Below are 16,557 nucleotides of genomic sequence, written 5' to 3'. Positions count from 1 at the left end.
GCCCGGCCTGTTTAGTTTTTGGCCACGTGAGGCCGACACAATCACCTTCCAAGAGGGATAACTGAGCGCGCGTTCCGCTGGAGGAGGGGGACAGTGCGCAGAACGCTCATTCAGTGTGGGGAGAGTATGGTCCGCGATTTCCCATGCGGACAACTCCGATCCCGGTATGTCAGTCATGCTCAGGATGCGGGCTCAAACGTTCGTTTGAACCCGCTCAAGGGGGCCGTCAGGACGGCCAGCGCTGCGCCTTACTCACGATAAAATCACGGAAAACCTGCACGCGCGCCACCGACTTCAATTCTTCGGGATAAACAAAATATGTATCCAATTGAATCGAGTCGGCCTCGCTGAAGAGCTGCACCAGCCGGTTGTTGTCCTCGACCAGGTAGTCCGGCAGCGCCGCGATTCCGAGGCCCTGCTGGCAGGCGCGCACCAGCCCGAGGATGTTGTTGACCTTGAACACGGGCTCGCGCGGGCCGGAACCATTGGTGTTGGCCTCGATCAGCCAGTTCCGGTTTTGCAGGTGCTGCGGCACGTTCTGGTCGCTGAGGACGATGATCCGGTGCGCGTCCAGTTCATCGAGCGTGCGCGGGGTGCCGTGCCGCTTGACGTATTCCGGCGAGCAATAGGCATGGAAGCCCATCGAGAACAGCTTGCGCTGAATGAGATCCGGCTGGGTCGGCTTGCGGGTGCGGATCGCCACGTCGGCTTCGCGCATCGACAGGTCGAGTTCTTCGTCGGTCACGATCAGCGAAATGCGGATGTCCGGATACAGCGCGGTGAATTCACCGAGCCGCGGGATCAACCAGTTGATGCCGACGCCCGGCGTGGTGGTGACCTTGAGGTCGCCGCTCGGCCGCTCGCGGCTGTCGGTGAGCTTGGCGCGCGCCGCCTGCAACTGCATGAACACGTCATGCGCGGTGCGGAACAGCAGATCGCCCTGCTCGGTGAGGATCAGTCCGCGGGCATGGCGGTGAAACAATGACACCGCCAGTTCCTGCTCCAGCGCGCTGACCTGGCGCGAGACGGCCGACTGCGACAGCCCGAGTTGTTCGCCGGCATGCGTGAAGCTTCCCGCTTCCGCAGCCGCGTGAAAGACCTTCAGCTTGTCCCAGTCCATATCGCTTAATCCATCGCGTGTTCGAGGCATGGTCACTCCGCCGCTGCGCGTTCGGTGGCGCTGTGCGCCAGGAAGCGTTCCGCTTCCAGCGCCGCCATACAGCCGAGGCCCGCAGCCGTCACGGCCTGGCGATAGGTTTCATCCGCGACGTCGCCCGCGGCGAAGACGCCGGGCACCGAGGTCGCGGTGGAATGCGGTGCGATCTCGATATAGCCGGAGGGCTTCAGTTTGAGCTGGCCGGCGACCAGCTCGGTCGCCGGAGCATGACCGATGGCGACGAAGACGCCGTCGGCGACGTGTTCGGTCACCGCGCCGCTCTTGATGTTTTTCAGGACGACGTGGGTCACCTTGGAGGGATTGTCCTGGCCGCGGATATCCGCGACTTCGCTGTCCCAGATCACCTTGATCTTCGGGTGCTTGAACAGGCGGTCCTGCAGAATGCGCTCCGCGCGCAGGCTGTTGCGGCGGTGAACCAGCGTGACCTGCGAGGCGAAGTTGGTCAGGAACAGCGCTTCCTCGACGGCGGTGTTGCCGCCGCCGACCACGAACACTTCCTTATTGCGGTAGAAGAAGCCGTCGCAGGTGGCGCAAGCCGAGACGCCGAAGCCCTTGAACTTCTCCTCGAAAGGCAGTCCGAGCCAGCGCGCTTGCGCGCCGGTGGCGAGGATCACCGTGTCAGCCAGATAGACGTCGCCGCTGTCGGTGGAGATGCGGAACGGACGCTGGCCCAGTTCGAGCTTGTTGACGTGGTCGGTGACGATCTTGGTGCCGACATGCGCCGCCTGCTTCTCCATCTGCTCCATCAGCCAGGGGCCCTGGATGACGTCGGCAAATCCCGGATAGTTCTCGACGTCGGTGGTGATGGTGAGCTGGCCGCCGGGCTGAATGCCCTGGATCAGCACGGGCTCGAGCATGGCGCGTGCGGCGTAAATCGCGGCGGTGTAACCCGCCGGTCCCGAACCGATGATGACAACCTTGGCATGAATAGGAGCGGCCATAGCCCGACCCTTAGGAGTTTGTTGCATGGATTGATCAGCGAAGAGGCGAGAAATGCCCGCAAAGGCATCGCTGGGGCGTTAAAAGTATCAGTTCCGAATGTAGGCCATCCTGCGAGCTATGCAAGATATGCAACCCCTATCATGAAATTTTCCCCAGCTAGCCATGAGATAGCATATGGCGCGAAATAAAATTGCGCGAAGCCGTGCCGCTGGCTAGAACAGTTTTGCAAAAGGCCGGAAATCCGGTCGCCAGGGGATTAGGTGTCCGTGTCAAAGAGCCTCGACGAAATCGACCTGAAAATACTCAATGAGATTCAGGCTGATGGCCGAATCACCAATGTCGAACTGGCCAAGCGGGTGGGCATTTCGCCGCCGCCCTGTCTGCGCCGGGTCCGCACCCTGGAGGAGGAGGGCTATATCCGCGGCTACCGCGGGCTGCTGGACCCGCCGTCCCTAGGTTTCGACGTCACGGTGTTCGCCTCGGTGCATCTGTCCAGCCAGGCCGACGCGGACCTGCGCGCGTTCGAGGAATTCGTCCGCCACGAGCCGCTGGTGCGCGAATGCTGGATGCTGTCGGGCGAGATCGATTTCATCCTGAAATGCGTCGCGCCGGACATGGCGACCTTCCAGAACTTCGTCTCGCACCTCACCGCCGCGCCCCATGTGCGCAACGTGCGAACCTCGCTGGTGCTGCACAACTCCAAGAACGCGCCGGATGTCCCGCTCGAACTGAAAGTTCCGCACAACTGAAGCGCCTGGCAGAGTGCGCGTTTCGGCATGGTGCCTCATCGGCGCGGAGGCATTCTCCCGCGCAGCGCGAGTCTCTAAAAGCTGAGGGCCGGGCGCTACCCCGGCAATTGCGTAATGGGGCTGACGTGACTTTATTTCAGATCGTTGTGCTGGCGGTGGCGGGATTCGCCGCCGGCACCGTCAATGCTGTCGCCGGTGGCGGCACGTTCATTACCTTTGCAGCGCTCGTCGCCTGCGGACTGCCGACGCTCGATGCCAACGCCACCAGCGCAGTTGCTTTGACCCCCAGCAACCTGACCAGCGTCGCGGCCTATCGCTCCGAAGTCCGCAGCTATTTCCGCGAGATGATTCCGTTCGCGATTATCGGATTGATTGGTGGAGGCGCAGGTGCGCTTTTGCTGATCTGGATCGGCGATGGCGGTTTCCGTCCGCTGGTGCCGTGGCTGCTGTTGCTGGCCACCTTGCTGTTCGCGTTCAGCAACCAGATCCGGACCTTTGTCGAACCCTGGTCGCGCGGACAGCATGCGGGCGCACGGATCGCAGCCTACGGGCTGATGATGGTGGTCGCGGTCTATGGCGGATTCTTCGGAGCCGGCACCGGCATCATGATGCTCGCGGCATTGGCCATCCTCGAAAGCGGCAATTTTCACAAGGCCAACGCGACCAAACTTGTTGTCGCATTTCTGATTCAGATCATGTCGGCGGCGCTGCTGATCGCCGGCGGTCTTGTACACTGGCCGCAGGCGCTGGTGACGATCGCCGCGTCCGCCGTCGGCGGATATTACGGCGTCACGCTCGCGCGCCGGGTGCCGGAAAAGATAATCCGCGCCGCGGTGGTGGCCGTCGGCGCGGTTTTGACTGTCGTGTTCTTTCTCAGGACATGACCGGAATCATGTTCTGACGGTTTGAGAGATCAGGCCTTGCCGCGCGAGGCGTCGACGCTCCATGGGCCTGCACCAGCGCTCGCCAGATAGAGACAGACGAAGCAGAACAGGATCGCCGCGGTGCCGCCGTTGTTCAGCGGATGCCAGACCGGCGCGCCGCTCTTGAACATGTGACCGAGGAAATACGCGAACGCCATTTGGCCTGAGAGGATGAAGGCGGTCAGACGCGTAAACAATCCGACGATCAACAGCGCGCCAAGGATGAGTTCGATCGTGCCGGCAGCGACGATCAACGGCGGGATGTTGGCGAAGTAAGGCAGCACTGGAAACTTGAAGATCTTGGCCACGCCGTACTGAAACAGCAGCAGGCCGGTGATGATGCGCAGCACGCTGAGAAGCTGCGGCTGGTACGGCGCGAGAAATCTGAAGTCCATGGAAGTCCCCCTGTTTAATTCCACACACTTTGTTATCGCGCCGTCCGGCCAAGCGAAAGATGGTCCACGCCCGACTCAATGACGATTTCGTGGGCCGATCTGGAATAATTCGCAAAGCGCAGTGTGTGCCCTGGTTTCCGGCTGGAAACCGCTACTTCTTCTCCGGCTCGCTCTGCGGAATGTCCGTGCCAACGCAGCGGACGGCCTTGGGCTGACAGGCAAATCCGATGTTCGAGCAGGTCGGTCCTTTGCCGTCGGCGCCGCGCGTGCAGTTCACGCAGTCGTCGGTCCAGCGCATGCAGTTCGGCTGGTTGACGTAGACCGACAGTGCTTTCGGTTTGCCGGGCGGCGGGATCTCGATCTCGGCGGCATGCGCGCCGGTGGCGGCAGTCAGCGCAACGGCCAGCATCAGCATTGTCGGGCGGAAGCGCTGCATCGCGTGTCTCATTGCTGCCAACACCTCAACCTTACAGCAAAACAAAAGCAAATGGCCGGGGTGCCCCGGCCATTTTTGTTGAATTGCGTTGCTGCAAACAGGCGGATTACTTCCAGTCCACCTTGGTGATCTCGTAAGCCTTGGCGCCGCCTGGTGCGACGACTTCGACGGACGCACCCTTCTTCTTGCCGATCAGCGCGCGCGCGAGCGGCGAGGTGATCGAGATGCGGCCCTTCTTGGCGTCCGCTTCGGGTTCGCCGACGATCTGCCAGACCGCCTTCTTCTCGGTGTCCTCGTCGATCAAGGTGACGGTCGCGCCGAACTTGATGGTGTCGCCGGAGAGCTTCGAGACGTCGATGATGTCGGCGCGCGCGAGCTTGTCCTCGATCTCCGCGATGCGGCCCTCGTTATGCGATTGCGCTTCCTTCGCGGCGTGATACTCGGCGTTTTCCGACAGGTCGCCGTGCGAACGCGCTTCGGCGATCTGCTCGACGATGCGCGGGCGATCCACCGACTGGCGCTGCTTCAGTTCAACTTCCAGTGCGGCGTAGCCGCTCTGGGTCATCGGTACCTTTTCAACCATTTCGTCGTCGTCCTTCAGTTTCGCGGGCGGCGCTGCCGTGGCCGCGAAACGTTTCGATGTGATCCCGTTGGCAACCGGCCGCTGGGGGACAAAAGGAACATCGCCGCGGCGGGCGGTTCCCGCCGCAAGTCCCACTTTATACTATGCCGGCCAAGCTAGGCGGCTAACAATTCAGAGATCGGGAAAGTAACCTTGCAGGGTACGGACCTCGAGGTCCCCGCCCAGATAGGCCCGGATGCCCTGCGCGGCCGCCAGTGCACCTGAAAGAGTGGTGTAATATGGCACTTTATGCAAGAGGGCAGCGCGTCGCAACGAGCGGCTGTCGGCCAGCGCCTGTGGCCCCTCGGTGGTATTGAAAACGAGTTGCACCTCGCCGTTGGTAATTGCGTCAACAATGTGCGGGCGGCCTTCCAGCACCTTGTTGATCTTTTCCGCCGGTACCCCGTTCTCCACGAGGAAGCGCTGGGTGCCCGAGGTGGCGATCACCTTGAAGCCGAGCGAACTGAGCAGTTTCACCGCGTCGAGGATGCGCGCCTTGTCGGTTTCGCGCACCGACACGAACACGGTTCCCTTGCGCGGCACGCGTGTGCCGCCCCCTAACTGGCTCTTGGCGAACGCGACGGCGAAGGAGCGATCGATGCCCATGACCTCGCCGGTCGATTTCATTTCCGGTCCGAGCACGGTGTCGACGCCGGGGAAGCGCGCGAACGGGAACACGGATTCCTTGACGCCGACATGGTCGAGCTTGCGCGGCTTCAGCTTGAAGTCCGCGAGCTTCTCGCCGGCCATGATGCGCGCGGCGATCTTGGCGACCGGAATGCCGACCACCTTGGCGACGAACGGAACGGTGCGCGACGCGCGCGGATTGACCTCTAGCACGTAGATCTCGCCGTCCTTGATGGCGTACTGCACGTTCATCAGGCCGACGACATCGAGGCCGAGCGCGAGTTCGCGGGTCTGGCGTTCGAGTTCGGCAATCACCGCAGGCTCGAGCGAATGCGGCGGCAGCGAGCAGGCCGAGTCGCCGGAGTGAATGCCGGCTTCCTCGATGTGCTCCATGATGCCGACGACGAAGGTGTCCTTGCCGTCGCACAGGCAGTCGACATCGACTTCGGTCGCGTCGGACAGATAGCGGTCGAACAGCAGCGGGTTCTTGCCGAGCACCGTGTTGATCTGGCCGGTCTTGTCGTTGGGATACCGTGCCTTGACGTCGGCGGGCACCAGCTCGGGGAGTGTGCCGAGCAGGTAATCGCCGAGCTGGAACTCTTCGCGGATGATCTGCATGGCGCGGCCGCCGAGCACATAGGACGGACGCACGACCAGCGGCAGACCGAGATCAGCGGCTACGAGGCGCGCCTGCTCGACCGAATAGGCGATGCCGTTCTTGGGCTGCTTCAGGCGCAGCTTGTCGAGCACGCGCTTGAAACGGTCGCGGTCTTCGGCAAGGTCGATGGCGTCGGGCGAGGTGCCGAGGATCGGCACCTCGGCGGCTTGCAGCGCATGCGCGAGCTTCAGCGGGGTCTGGCCGCCGAACTGCACGATGACGCCGTGAAGCTTGCCGTTGCTGCGCTCGGTGTCGATGATCTCCAGCACGTCCTCGGCGGTCAGCGGCTCGAAATAGAGCCGGTCCGCGGTGTCGTAGTCGGTCGACACGGTTTCCGGATTGCAGTTGACCATGATGGTCTCGTAGCCGGCGTCATGCAGCGCGAAGCAGGCGTGGCAGCAGCAATAGTCGAACTCGATGCCCTGGCCGATCCGGTTCGGACCGCCGCCGAGGATGATGACCTTGTTCTTGTCCGACGGTGCGCTTTCGTCCGCGGCCTTGCCGGCGAACGGGGCTTCATAGGTCGAATACATGTAGGCGGTCGGCGAGGCGAACTCGGCGGCGCAGGTGTCGATGCGCTTGAACACCGGGCGGACGTTCATGGCCCGCCGCAGTGACTTCACTTCGGCCTCGGTCTTGCCGGCCAGCACCGCCAGGCGCGCGTCGGAGAAGCCCATCGCCTTCAGCGTGCGCATGCCATGGGCATTGCCGGGCAGGCCGTGCTTCTTGACCTTGTCTTCCATCTCCACGATGCCGCGCATTTCGGCGAGGAACCACGGGTCGATCTTGCACGAGGCGAAGATCTCTTCGTTGGTCCAGCCGAGCCGCATCGCCTGCGCGACCTGCAACAGCCGGTCGGGCGTCGGCGTGCCGAGCGCAGCGCGCACCGCATTCTTGTCGTCGCTCTGGCCGAGGCCTTCGATTTCGATTTCGTCGAGGCCGGTGAGACCGGTTTCCAGTCCGCGCAGCGCCTTCTGCAGGCTCTCCTGGAAGGTACGGCCGATCGCCATCACTTCGCCGACCGACTTCATCGAGGTGGTCAGGGTGGTGGAGGCGCCGGGGAATTTCTCGAACGCGAAGCGCGGAATCTTGGTGACCACGTAATCGATGGTCGGCTCGAACGACGCCGGCGTCGCGCCGCCAGTGATGTCGTTGGCGATTTCGTCCAGCGTGTAGCCGACTGCGAGCTTGGCCGCGACTTTCGCAATCGGAAAGCCGGTGGCCTTCGATGCCAGCGCCGAGGACCGCGACACGCGCGGATTCATTTCAATGACGACCATGCGGCCGTCCGCCGGATTGACGCCGAACTGTACGTTCGATCCGCCGGTCTCGACGCCGATCTCGCGCAGCACCGCCAGCGAGGCGTCGCGCATGATCTGGTATTCCTTGTCGGTCAGCGTCAGGGCAGGGGCGACGGTGATCGAGTCGCCGGTGTGCACGCCCATCGGATCGAGATTCTCGATCGAGCAGACGATGATGCAGTTGTCCTTCTTGTCGCGGACAACTTCCATCTCGTACTCTTTCCAGCCGAGCACCGACTCCTCGATCAGCACTTCGTTGGTCGGCGAGGCATCGAGGCCGCGCTCGATGATGTCGAGAAATTCCTCGCGGTTGTAGGCGATGCCGCCGCCGGTGCCGCCCATGGTGAAGGACGGACGGATGATCGCGGGCAGGCCGATTTCGGACAGCGCCATCATGGCCTGGCCGAGCGCGTATTCCTGATAGCGCTTGCGGCGGTCGCCTTCATGCAGCACCCACTGGCGCTCATGTTCGGCCAGCGCCTCGCCGGAGAGCTTTTCCTTCTGGGCGAGATACTCGTCGCGATACTGCTTCTTCAGCGCCGAGGCATTGGCGAGCCGCGACTTCGGCGTCTCGAGGCCGATCTTGGTCATCGCCTCGCGGAACAGCTGGCGGTCTTCCGCCTTGTCGATGGCGTCGGCGGTGGCGCCGATCATCTCGACATCGAATTTCTCCAGCGTGCCCTGACGGCGCAGCGACAGCGCGCAGTTCAGCGCGGTCTGGCCGCCCATGGTCGGCAGCAGCGCGAAGCCGCCGGGAAGGACATGGCGTTCCTTCTCGATGATCTTGGCGACGATTTCCGGCGTGATCGGCTCTATATAGGTCGCATCCGCCAGTTCCGGGTCCGTCATGATGGTGGCCGGATTGGAATTGACCAGGACGATCCGGTAGCCCTCTTCGCGGAGCGTCTTGACCGCCTGGGTGCCGGAATAATCGAATTCGCAGGCCTGGCCGATCACGATGGGGCCAGCGCCGATGATGAGGATCGTCGAGATGTCGGTTCTTTTAGGCATTAAGTCTCACGGGCAGGAAGCCGAGCAGGAATTTGGGCATAAAAAAAGGGCGCGCGTTCGCGCGTCCTTTGAACCCGGCGCTTGGGGGGCCATGCGCGCGGGGTGTCTTTAGACCAGATTCCCGAGCGGTGAAAGGCTTTTAAGGCCGCAATTAACCGGCATTTTTATGCAGTTTCGGGCTTTTTGCTCGCCATGTCCGGCGCCGTCGCCACGAAGGTCATGCGGGCCGGGTTGTAGCCGACATTGGTTTTGGCCCGCGAAGGCGAAAAACCCGCGGCCTTCAGCTTCGCCATCATGTCGGTTTCGCCGTAGCGTTGCAGCCCGATGCTCTGGCGCAACTGCCAGTAATCCGACAACGCCGTGCGCGCGAGGCCCCACAGCGCGTCGGTCAGGAAGCCATTTTTGGCGGCAAGTTTAAGCAGCGCGATCACGTCGGTGGCGGCGCCGACCTCCGGCCGCAGGATGTCGCCGAGCACGAGCTTGCCGCCCGGCTTCAGGATGCGGCGCATCAGGCCGAAGGCGCGGTCGAGTTCGGCCGGCGTCATGTACTGCGCGACCGAAATCATCACCGCGAGATCGACAGAACCGTTCGGCAATTGCGGGAGGTCGTCGAGGGAGCGGACCTCGATTTTCGGGTTCGGGCCGAAGCGGGCGGTGAGCCGCCCGCGCACACCGGGCGCGGGCTCGGCAAGAATGAGTTTCTGACAGGCGGCGGCGACCTGGGCGGCGGACAGCGCCTCGCCGCAGGAATAATCGAGCACGACGGCGTCGGGCGAGGGCACATACGCGAGAATGTCACTGGCGATGACGCGAAAATGCACGTCGCGATGCAGCTTGCTGACATAAATCGTATGCGTTGAATCGTAATAGTCGATCCAGTCGTCCATCGGCCTGTCCGGATTGGCATTTATCCTGAAAGCGGGAAGCCGGTTTTCAGGAAATCATGCATCAAAATGAGATGTTCCCATGCGGGAACTGGCGGGTACAGGGAGGCGTTAGAAGGTCTGGCGATCCCTGTCCATCGCCCGATCTGTATCTCCTAGCAGGAAGGCCCCGCCGTGAGCAAAACCAGGACCAGCGTTTCCCCCGACCTCGATACGCCCACCGACCTCGACACCGCAGACGTGGCCAAGGTGTCTGCCGCCCTCAACGCGCTTCTGGCCGATGCCTTCGCGCTTTATCTGAAGACCAAGAACTTCCACTGGCACATCAGCGGGCGGCATTTCCGCGACTATCACCTGCTGCTGGACGAACAGTCCGATCAGATTTTCGCGACCACCGATGTGCTGGCGGAGCGTGTCCGCAAGATCGGCGGCAGTACCATCCGCTCCATCGGCAACATCGCCAAGCTGCAGACCATCAAGGACAATGACGAGAAGTTCGTGCCGCCGCGCGAGATGCTGCGCGAACTCATGAACGACAACAAGAAGGTCGCCGCCGCGATGCGCAAGGCGCACAAGATCTGCGACGATGCCGAGGATGTGGCCTCCGCCAGCATTCTTGAGAACTTCATCGACGAAACCGAGCGGCGGACCTGGTTCCTGTTCGAGGCGACGCGGCAGGAAGGCGGCAACGAAGCCTGATTTCCAAAAACGTCGCGCTCTGGAAAAACGCCCGCCTCGCAGCGGGCGTTTTGTTTCATTCCGATCTGTCTTCGGCCCATGCTAATAAGGTGTCCCGCTTTCGCGGGGCGGGGTGGAGACGTTTCTTGCACGCATTCGAATGGCTGATCGGCCTGTTGATGGGCGCCATGCTGCTGTCGGGCTTGGCGCGGCGTCTTGGGGTGCCTTACCCGACCTTTCTGGCGCTCGGCGGCATCGCGATTGCGTTCCTGCCCAGTTCACCCAACTGGACGCTTGAGCCGGATCTGGCGCTGGCGCTGTTCGTCGCGCCGGTGCTGCTCGATGCGGCGTTCGACACGTCCACCCGCGATCTGCGGGACAACTGGCTTCCGGTCGCCATGCTGGTGGTGGCTGCGGTCGGTGTCACCACCGTGGCTGTCGCCGTCGTGGTGCGCTGGTTCGTGCCGGAGATGCCGTGGGCCGCGGCGGTCGCGCTCGGCGCCATCGTTGCGCCGCCGGACGCCGCCGCCGCGACGGCGATCCTGCGCAGTGTCCGGCTGCCTTACCGCATCCAGAAGATTCTGGAGGGCGAAAGCCTGCTCAACGATGCCAGCGCGCTGCTGATCTATCGTATCGCCGTCGGCGCAGCGATGGCGTCATCATTGAGTCTGGAGAGCATCGCCCCGGCGCTCACGCTGTCGCTGATCGGCAGTGTCGTCGCCGGCTATGTGCTGGCGCGGGTGGTGATGCCGCTGCTGACGCGGATCTCCGACGTGCCAACCGCGATCATCATGCAGTTCGCGACAACGTTTGTCGTCTGGATCATCGCCGAGAAGCTGCAACTGTCGGCCATCCTGACCATCGTGGTCTATGCGATCGTCATCTCACGCAGCGTGCCGATGCTCACCTCGGCGCGAATGCGCGTGCCGTCCTATGCGGTGTGGGAAACGGTCGTCTTTCTTCTCAATGTGATGGCGTTCGTGTTGATCGGAATGCAGTTGCGGCCGATCTGGAGCGGGCTGGGCGACGGGTCGGTCCGCCAGCAGTACTGCATCGTCGCCGGCATCGTGCTGGTGACCGTGATCGTGGTGCGGATTGTCTGGATGATGTGTTACATCACCGTCGTGCGCGCGAAGCTCCTGCGCTACGGCTACAACCCGAAGCGGAAATCCGACGTTCCATCGGTCAAGAGCAGCCTGCTGATCTCGTGGTGCGGGATGCGCGGTATCGTCACGCTCGCGGCTGCCTTCGCCCTGCCGGTGGGCTTTCCCTATCGCGATCTGATCCTGCTCACCGCCTTCGGGGTGGTGCTGGGCACGCTCATCATTCAGGGGCTGACGCTGCGGCCGCTGATCGACTGGTTTGCGCTGGATGATGGCGATCCGGTCGGTCAGGAGATCGGCTGGGCGCGCCGCGCGGCGTTGCATGCAGCGCTGGAAGCGATCGACGGCAACACCTCGCCCGAGGCGGACCTGCTGCGGCTTGAATACCGCCAGTTGCTCGATCAGGCCGAAAGCAATCCGGATGGTCTGATGTCGAGCGAACTGCCTGCCGATCCTTTGCGGTTGCAGGCGATCGATGCCGCGCGCCGTGTCCTGTTCGAGATGCGCGACTCCGGTGAAATCGGCGATGACGCGTTTCACCGGCTGGAAGAGGAGTTCGACTGGGCCGAACTCAGCGCGGCAAAGCCGTGAGATCAGTCGGCTCGTGAGATGTCATGGCCGGGTTATCCCGGCCATCCTGATAATCATTGCACGCGCCGGACTGGTCTGGATCACCGGGACAAGCCCGGTGATGACATGTGGCTTAGATTAAGCCCGCTTCTTCTCGCGCATCAGGTCGGCGAACCGCTTGAACAGATAGTGCGAGTCGCGCGGGCCGGGTGACGCCTCGGGGTGGTACTGCACCGAGAACACCGGCTTGTCGTCCAGAGCGATGCCGCAGTTCGAGTCGTCGAACAGCGAGATATGCGTCTGCGTGACGTTCGTTGGCAGCGTGGTCTTGTCCACCGCGAAGCCGTGGTTCATCGACGTGATCTCGACCTTGCCGGTGGTGAGGTCCTTCACCGGATGATTGGCGCCGTGATGGCCCTGATGCATCTTCATGGTCTTGCCGCCGACGGCGAGGCCGAGCATCTGGTGGCCGAGGCAAATGCCGAAGGTCGGCGTTCCGGACTCGATCACCTTCTTGATGACAGGCACGGCGTATTCGCCGGTCGCCGCCGGATCGCCGGGGCCGTTCGACAGGAACACGCCGTCCGGCTTCATCGCCAGAATGTCTTCGGCGGAGGTCTTCGCGGTGACGACCGTGACCTTGCAGCCTTCGCCCGCCAGCAGACGCAGGATGTTGCGCTTGATGCCGTAGTCGATGGCGACGACATTGAATTCCGGCTTGTCCTGCTTGCCGAAACCATTGTTCCACTCCCACGGCGTTTCGTCCCAGTTGAAGCGCTGGGTGCTGGTCACCATCGGCACGAGGTCCATGCCCTCGAGGCCGGGCCATTCGCGCGCTTCTTCCTTGAGGCCGTGCAGATCGAACTTGCCGTCCTTGTTGTGGGCGATCACGGCGTTGGGCATGCCCTTGCTGCGGATCAGCGCGGTCAGCGCGCGCGTGTCGATGCCCGACAGGCCGATGATGCCGCGCGCCTTCAGCCATGCATCGAGATGCTTGGCGGCGCGATAGTTCGACGGATCGGTGATGCCCGCGCGCAGGATCACGCCGCGTGCGCCCGGCGTTGCCGCCATGTTCACCGTTTCGATGTCTTCATCGTTGGTGCCGACATTCCCGATATGCGGAAATGTGAAGGTGATGAGCTGCCCGGCATAGGACGGATCGGTGAGGATTTCCTCATAACCGGTCATCGCCGTATTGAAGCAGACTTCGCCAACGGCCTGGCCTTCCGCACCGAGGCCGAAGCCTTCCAGCACGGTGCCATCGGCGAGCACGAGGAGCGCGGTCGGTTTGAGGTCCGGCCAGGCTGAGGAGTTATCTGATGTGGTCATAAGCCCATCACATAACCCCTGTGCCGCGGCGCGTCAAAGGCGGAGCAGGTATATTTCATCAGGTTTTTTGGCGTTTTCTGGAAAAATTGACAGGTGTCAAGAGAACCCTAATCTGCGCCCCCGCGGCCTGACCGGAAACAAGAGCCGCGAGCTGCAGGAGACATATCCATGAGTTCAGCGGGCGTTGCGCCGGAATTGCATCACCTTCATTCGGGCGGAACGATCGGGAATCTGATCGTCAATGCGGTGGCCCGGTATGCCGACCAGCCTGCCATTGCCGACGGCAAGGTGCGGTGGACCTACCGCGAACTCGGCGACACCATCGGCCGATTCATCAGCCTGTTTCGCTCGCTCGGCCTCAAGAAGGGCAGCGCGCTCTCCATTCTGGCCAGCAACCGCGCCGAATCCTGGGCTGCGATCTGCGCAGCGCTGGTGATGGGCGTGCGCTACACGCCGCTGCACCCGATGGCGGCGGAGGACGACCACGCCTTCATCATCGAGGATGCCGAAATCGATCTTCTGATCGTGGAGGGTGCGAAGTTCGGCCCGCGCGGCATGGCGATCAAGAGCCGGGTGCCGTCGCTCAAGAATCTCTACTCGATCGGGCCGATGGACGGCGTGCGCGACATCATGCCGGACCTCGCCACCGTGAAAGCCGCGCCGCTGGTCGATGAAAGCTCGTCTCACGAGATCGCGTTTCTGGCCTACACCGGCGGCACCACCGGCCGCTCCAAGGGCGTGATGCTGCCGCACCGCGCGCTGGTGACCATGACGCTGCTGCTCTATTCGGACTGGGACTGGCCCGAGCAGATCCGCTTCCTCGCCGCGACCCCGATCAGCCACGCCGCTGGTGTCACGCTGTTTCCGGTGATGATGCGCGGCGGCCTGATGCGCCTCGTGCAGGGCTTCGAGCCCGAAATCTATGCGAGCGTGGTCGCGGCGGAGAAGATCAACTCGACCTTCCTGGTGCCGACGCTGATCTATGCGCTGATCGACAACGAAGACCTGCGCAAGCGTCACGATATGTCGTCGCTGGAAATGATCGTCTATGGCGCCGCGCCGATGTCGCCGGATCGCCTGCTGGAGGGCATGAAGATTTTCGGCAAGGTGTTCGTGCAGCTTTACGGCCAGACCGAAGCGCCGCAATGCATCACCTCGATGCGCAAGATCGACCATGACGAGACCAAGCCGCAGCGGCTCGGCTCCTGCGGCCGGGCCAGCCCGTTCGTTGATGTGAAGCTGTTCGATGCGGAGATGCGCGAGGTCGGGATCAACGAGCCGGGCGAAATCTGCGTGCGCGGTCCGCTGGTGATGGACGGTTACTGGAAACGTCCCGATGCGAATGCCGAAACCCTGAAAGGCGGCTGGCTGCACACCGGCGACGTCGCGGTGAAGGACGAGGAGGGCTACTTCTATATCGTCGACCGCACCAAGGACATGATCATCTCCGGCGGCTTCAATATCTATCCGCGCGAGGTCGAGGATGCGCTGATGTCGCACCCCTCTGTCGCCTCCGCCGCCGTGATCGGCATTCCCGACGACAAGTGGGGCGAGGCGGTGAAGGGCTTTGTGGTGCTGAAAGCCGGCGCCAACAGCGGCGTCGCCGAGTTGCAAGCCCATGTGAAAGACAAGCGCGGCGCGCCATGGTCGCCGAAGACCATTGATTTCGTCGAGGTCATTCCCGTGACCGGTCTTGGCAAGATCGACCGCAAGGCGCTGCGTGCGCCGTACTGGGAAGGCCGCAAGCGCGGCGTGGCGTAGTGGAGAGGATTCGGCCTCGCGATATGTGAGACATACTCAGGCTGTCATGCGCGGGCTTGACCCGCGCATCCATCCTAAGAAAAGCTCTTCAAGTGATGGATTGCCGGGTCAAGCCCGGCAATGACGGAACAGGAAGGTTCGCATGCTCAATTCGCTTCCCGTCGTGCTGGTGCCCGGTCTTGGATGTTCGCCGCGGATTTACGATCCGCAGATTCCGTCGCTGTGGCGGCAAGGTCCGGTGGTCATCGCCAACCATGCCCGTGGCGGCGACATGGCGACAATCGCGCGACGCATCCTTGCCGAAGCGCCGCTGCGCTTTTCGCTCGCGGGCCATTCGATGGGCGGCTACATCATCTTTGAAATGTTCCGGCAGGCTCCGGAGCGCATTTCTCGGCTGGCCTTCCTGAACACATCGGCGCGGCCCGAAATGCCGGAGCTCACCGAGAAGCGGCGGGCGATGATCAACGAAGTGAAGCAGGGCGGCTATCGTGCCGTGATGGATCGCCTGTTTGCGAACTTCGTGCATCCCGCGCTGGCGCGCGACGAGCACCTGCACCGCATCGTCCTCGACATGGCGGACGATGTCGGTCCCGATGCCTTCGTCTGGCAGCTCGAGGCGATCTCGGGGCGCATCGACTCCCGTCCGACGCTGGCGACGATCAAGTGCCCGACGCTGGTGCTGACCAGCGACACCGACAACATGATGCCGCCCGATGCGTCGAGCGAGATCGCGAACGGCATTCCGGGTGCGAAGCTGGTCACCATCCAGGATTGCGGTCATCTGACGCAACTCGAGAAGCCGCAGGCGGTGACGGATGCGCTGCTCGACTGGCTGGAGATGTGACGGCGTTGGTTGTGCGGGCTGGCAAAACGCCCTAAATGAACGGCAATCCGATTTGCCGCGAGGGAGAGACCGATGCTGCGCGATGCCATCAACAACGCCGTCAAGGACGCCATGAAGGCGAAGGACGAGCGCAAGCTCTCGACGCTGCGCATGATCAACTCGACGCTGAAGAACTCGGACATCGAGGCGCGCGGGCAGGGCAAGCCGCCGCTCAGCGACGAGGACATTCTCGGCGTGCTGCAAAAGATGATCAAGCAGCGTCAGGAATCGGTCGAGCTTTACGACAAGGGCGGCCGCGCCGAACTCGCGGCGCAGGAGCGCGAGGAGATCGCGGTGATCTCCGCCTATCTGCCCAAGCAGATGTCGGACGACGAGGTGAAGGCCGCGATTGCCGCCATCGTGACCGAGACCGGCGCCGCCAGCATGAAGGACATGGGCAAGGTGATCGCCGCGCTCAAGGCGAAGTACGCCGGCCAGATGGATTTCGGCAAGGCCAGCGGCCTCGTGAAGGCCGCGCTGGCGGGTTGATTGCTTTTCTTCACCTCTC

General features: G+C 62.9%; 15 protein-coding genes. 7 read left to right on the top strand and 8 right to left on the bottom strand.

All coding sequences use genetic code 11. The annotated features are described in order from the left end of the window. Positions 1 to 226 precede the first annotated feature (226 nt). Entirely contained in the window at positions 227 to 1,150 is a 924-nt protein-coding gene (locus tag HMPREF9695_RS17025; protein ID WP_006022122.1) for a LysR family transcriptional regulator, read from the bottom strand. Positions 1,151 to 1,152: 2 nt separating this feature from the next. Continuing rightward, entirely contained in the window at positions 1,153 to 2,118 is a 966-nt protein-coding gene (gene trxB, locus HMPREF9695_RS17020; RefSeq protein ID WP_006022121.1) for a thioredoxin-disulfide reductase, read from the bottom strand. A gap of 267 nt (positions 2,119 to 2,385) precedes the next feature. Here trxB and HMPREF9695_RS17015 point away from each other — a divergent pair, with 267 nt between their 5' ends. Next, positions 2,386 to 2,868, top strand: a complete 483-nt coding sequence (locus HMPREF9695_RS17015; RefSeq protein WP_024919922.1) for an Lrp/AsnC family transcriptional regulator — start codon at positions 2,386 to 2,388, stop codon at positions 2,866 to 2,868. Positions 2,869 to 2,993: 125 nt separating this feature from the next. Further along, positions 2,994 to 3,752: a sulfite exporter TauE/SafE family protein gene (locus HMPREF9695_RS17010; protein WP_006022119.1), complete on the top strand. Its 759-nt coding sequence runs from the start codon at positions 2,994 to 2,996 to the stop codon at positions 3,750 to 3,752. Between the two features lie 29 nt (positions 3,753 to 3,781). Here HMPREF9695_RS17010 and HMPREF9695_RS17005 read toward each other — a convergent pair whose 3' ends face one another. The 5 genes from HMPREF9695_RS17005 to HMPREF9695_RS16985 form a co-directional block, all read right to left on the bottom strand. Continuing rightward, positions 3,782 to 4,186 (bottom strand): DoxX family protein, encoded by a 405-nt coding sequence (locus HMPREF9695_RS17005; RefSeq protein ID WP_006022118.1) that lies wholly within the window; start codon positions 4,184 to 4,186, stop codon positions 3,782 to 3,784. 151 nt (positions 4,187 to 4,337) lie between these two features. Next, positions 4,338 to 4,622 (bottom strand): hypothetical protein, encoded by a 285-nt coding sequence (locus tag HMPREF9695_RS17000; RefSeq protein ID WP_006022117.1) that lies wholly within the window; start codon positions 4,620 to 4,622, stop codon positions 4,338 to 4,340. A 106-nt stretch (positions 4,623 to 4,728) separates the two neighbouring features. Beyond that, entirely contained in the window at positions 4,729 to 5,205 is a 477-nt protein-coding gene (greA, locus tag HMPREF9695_RS16995; RefSeq protein ID WP_006022116.1) for a transcription elongation factor GreA, read from the bottom strand. A 171-nt stretch (positions 5,206 to 5,376) separates the two neighbouring features. Next, positions 5,377 to 8,841, bottom strand: a complete 3,465-nt coding sequence (gene carB / locus HMPREF9695_RS16990; protein WP_006022115.1) for a carbamoyl-phosphate synthase large subunit — start codon at positions 8,839 to 8,841, stop codon at positions 5,377 to 5,379. 164 nt (positions 8,842 to 9,005) lie between these two features. After that, a complete protein-coding gene (locus HMPREF9695_RS16985) occupies positions 9,006 to 9,728 on the bottom strand; it encodes a class I SAM-dependent methyltransferase (protein WP_006022114.1) in 723 nt (240 codons plus the stop codon). A 171-nt stretch (positions 9,729 to 9,899) separates the two neighbouring features. Here HMPREF9695_RS16985 and HMPREF9695_RS16980 point away from each other — a divergent pair, with 171 nt between their 5' ends. Together HMPREF9695_RS16980 and HMPREF9695_RS16975 are read left to right on the top strand one after the other, a co-directional pair. Further along, positions 9,900 to 10,424, top strand: a complete 525-nt coding sequence (locus HMPREF9695_RS16980) for a Dps family protein (RefSeq protein WP_006022113.1) — start codon at positions 9,900 to 9,902, stop codon at positions 10,422 to 10,424. Positions 10,425 to 10,549: 125 nt separating this feature from the next. Beyond that, entirely contained in the window at positions 10,550 to 12,097 is a 1,548-nt protein-coding gene (locus tag HMPREF9695_RS16975; protein WP_006022112.1) for a cation:proton antiporter, read from the top strand. 117 nt (positions 12,098 to 12,214) lie between these two features. Here HMPREF9695_RS16975 and carA read toward each other — a convergent pair whose 3' ends face one another. Next, on the bottom strand, positions 12,215 to 13,405 hold the full coding sequence (gene carA / locus HMPREF9695_RS16970) for a glutamine-hydrolyzing carbamoyl-phosphate synthase small subunit (RefSeq protein ID WP_006022111.1): 1,191 nt from the start codon (positions 13,403 to 13,405) through the stop codon (positions 12,215 to 12,217). 168 nt (positions 13,406 to 13,573) lie between these two features. Here carA and HMPREF9695_RS16965 point away from each other — a divergent pair, with 168 nt between their 5' ends. From HMPREF9695_RS16965 to HMPREF9695_RS16955, 3 genes are all read left to right on the top strand, one after another. Next, on the top strand, positions 13,574 to 15,166 hold the full coding sequence (locus HMPREF9695_RS16965; RefSeq protein ID WP_006022110.1) for an AMP-binding protein: 1,593 nt from the start codon (positions 13,574 to 13,576) through the stop codon (positions 15,164 to 15,166). Between the two features lie 142 nt (positions 15,167 to 15,308). Next, positions 15,309 to 16,010 (top strand): alpha/beta fold hydrolase, encoded by a 702-nt coding sequence (locus HMPREF9695_RS16960; protein WP_006022109.1) that lies wholly within the window; start codon positions 15,309 to 15,311, stop codon positions 16,008 to 16,010. A gap of 72 nt (positions 16,011 to 16,082) precedes the next feature. Continuing rightward, a complete protein-coding gene (locus HMPREF9695_RS16955) occupies positions 16,083 to 16,538 on the top strand; it encodes a GatB/YqeY domain-containing protein (protein WP_006022108.1) in 456 nt (151 codons plus the stop codon). Positions 16,539 to 16,557: the final 19 nt, after the last annotated feature.

The organism is Afipia broomeae ATCC 49717, assembly GCF_000314675.2.
GTDB classification, from domain to species: domain Bacteria; phylum Pseudomonadota; class Alphaproteobacteria; order Rhizobiales; family Xanthobacteraceae; genus Afipia; species Afipia broomeae.
The sequence above is the reverse complement of the archived record's forward strand: the minus strand, read 5'-3'. Positions and strand labels throughout refer to the sequence as shown.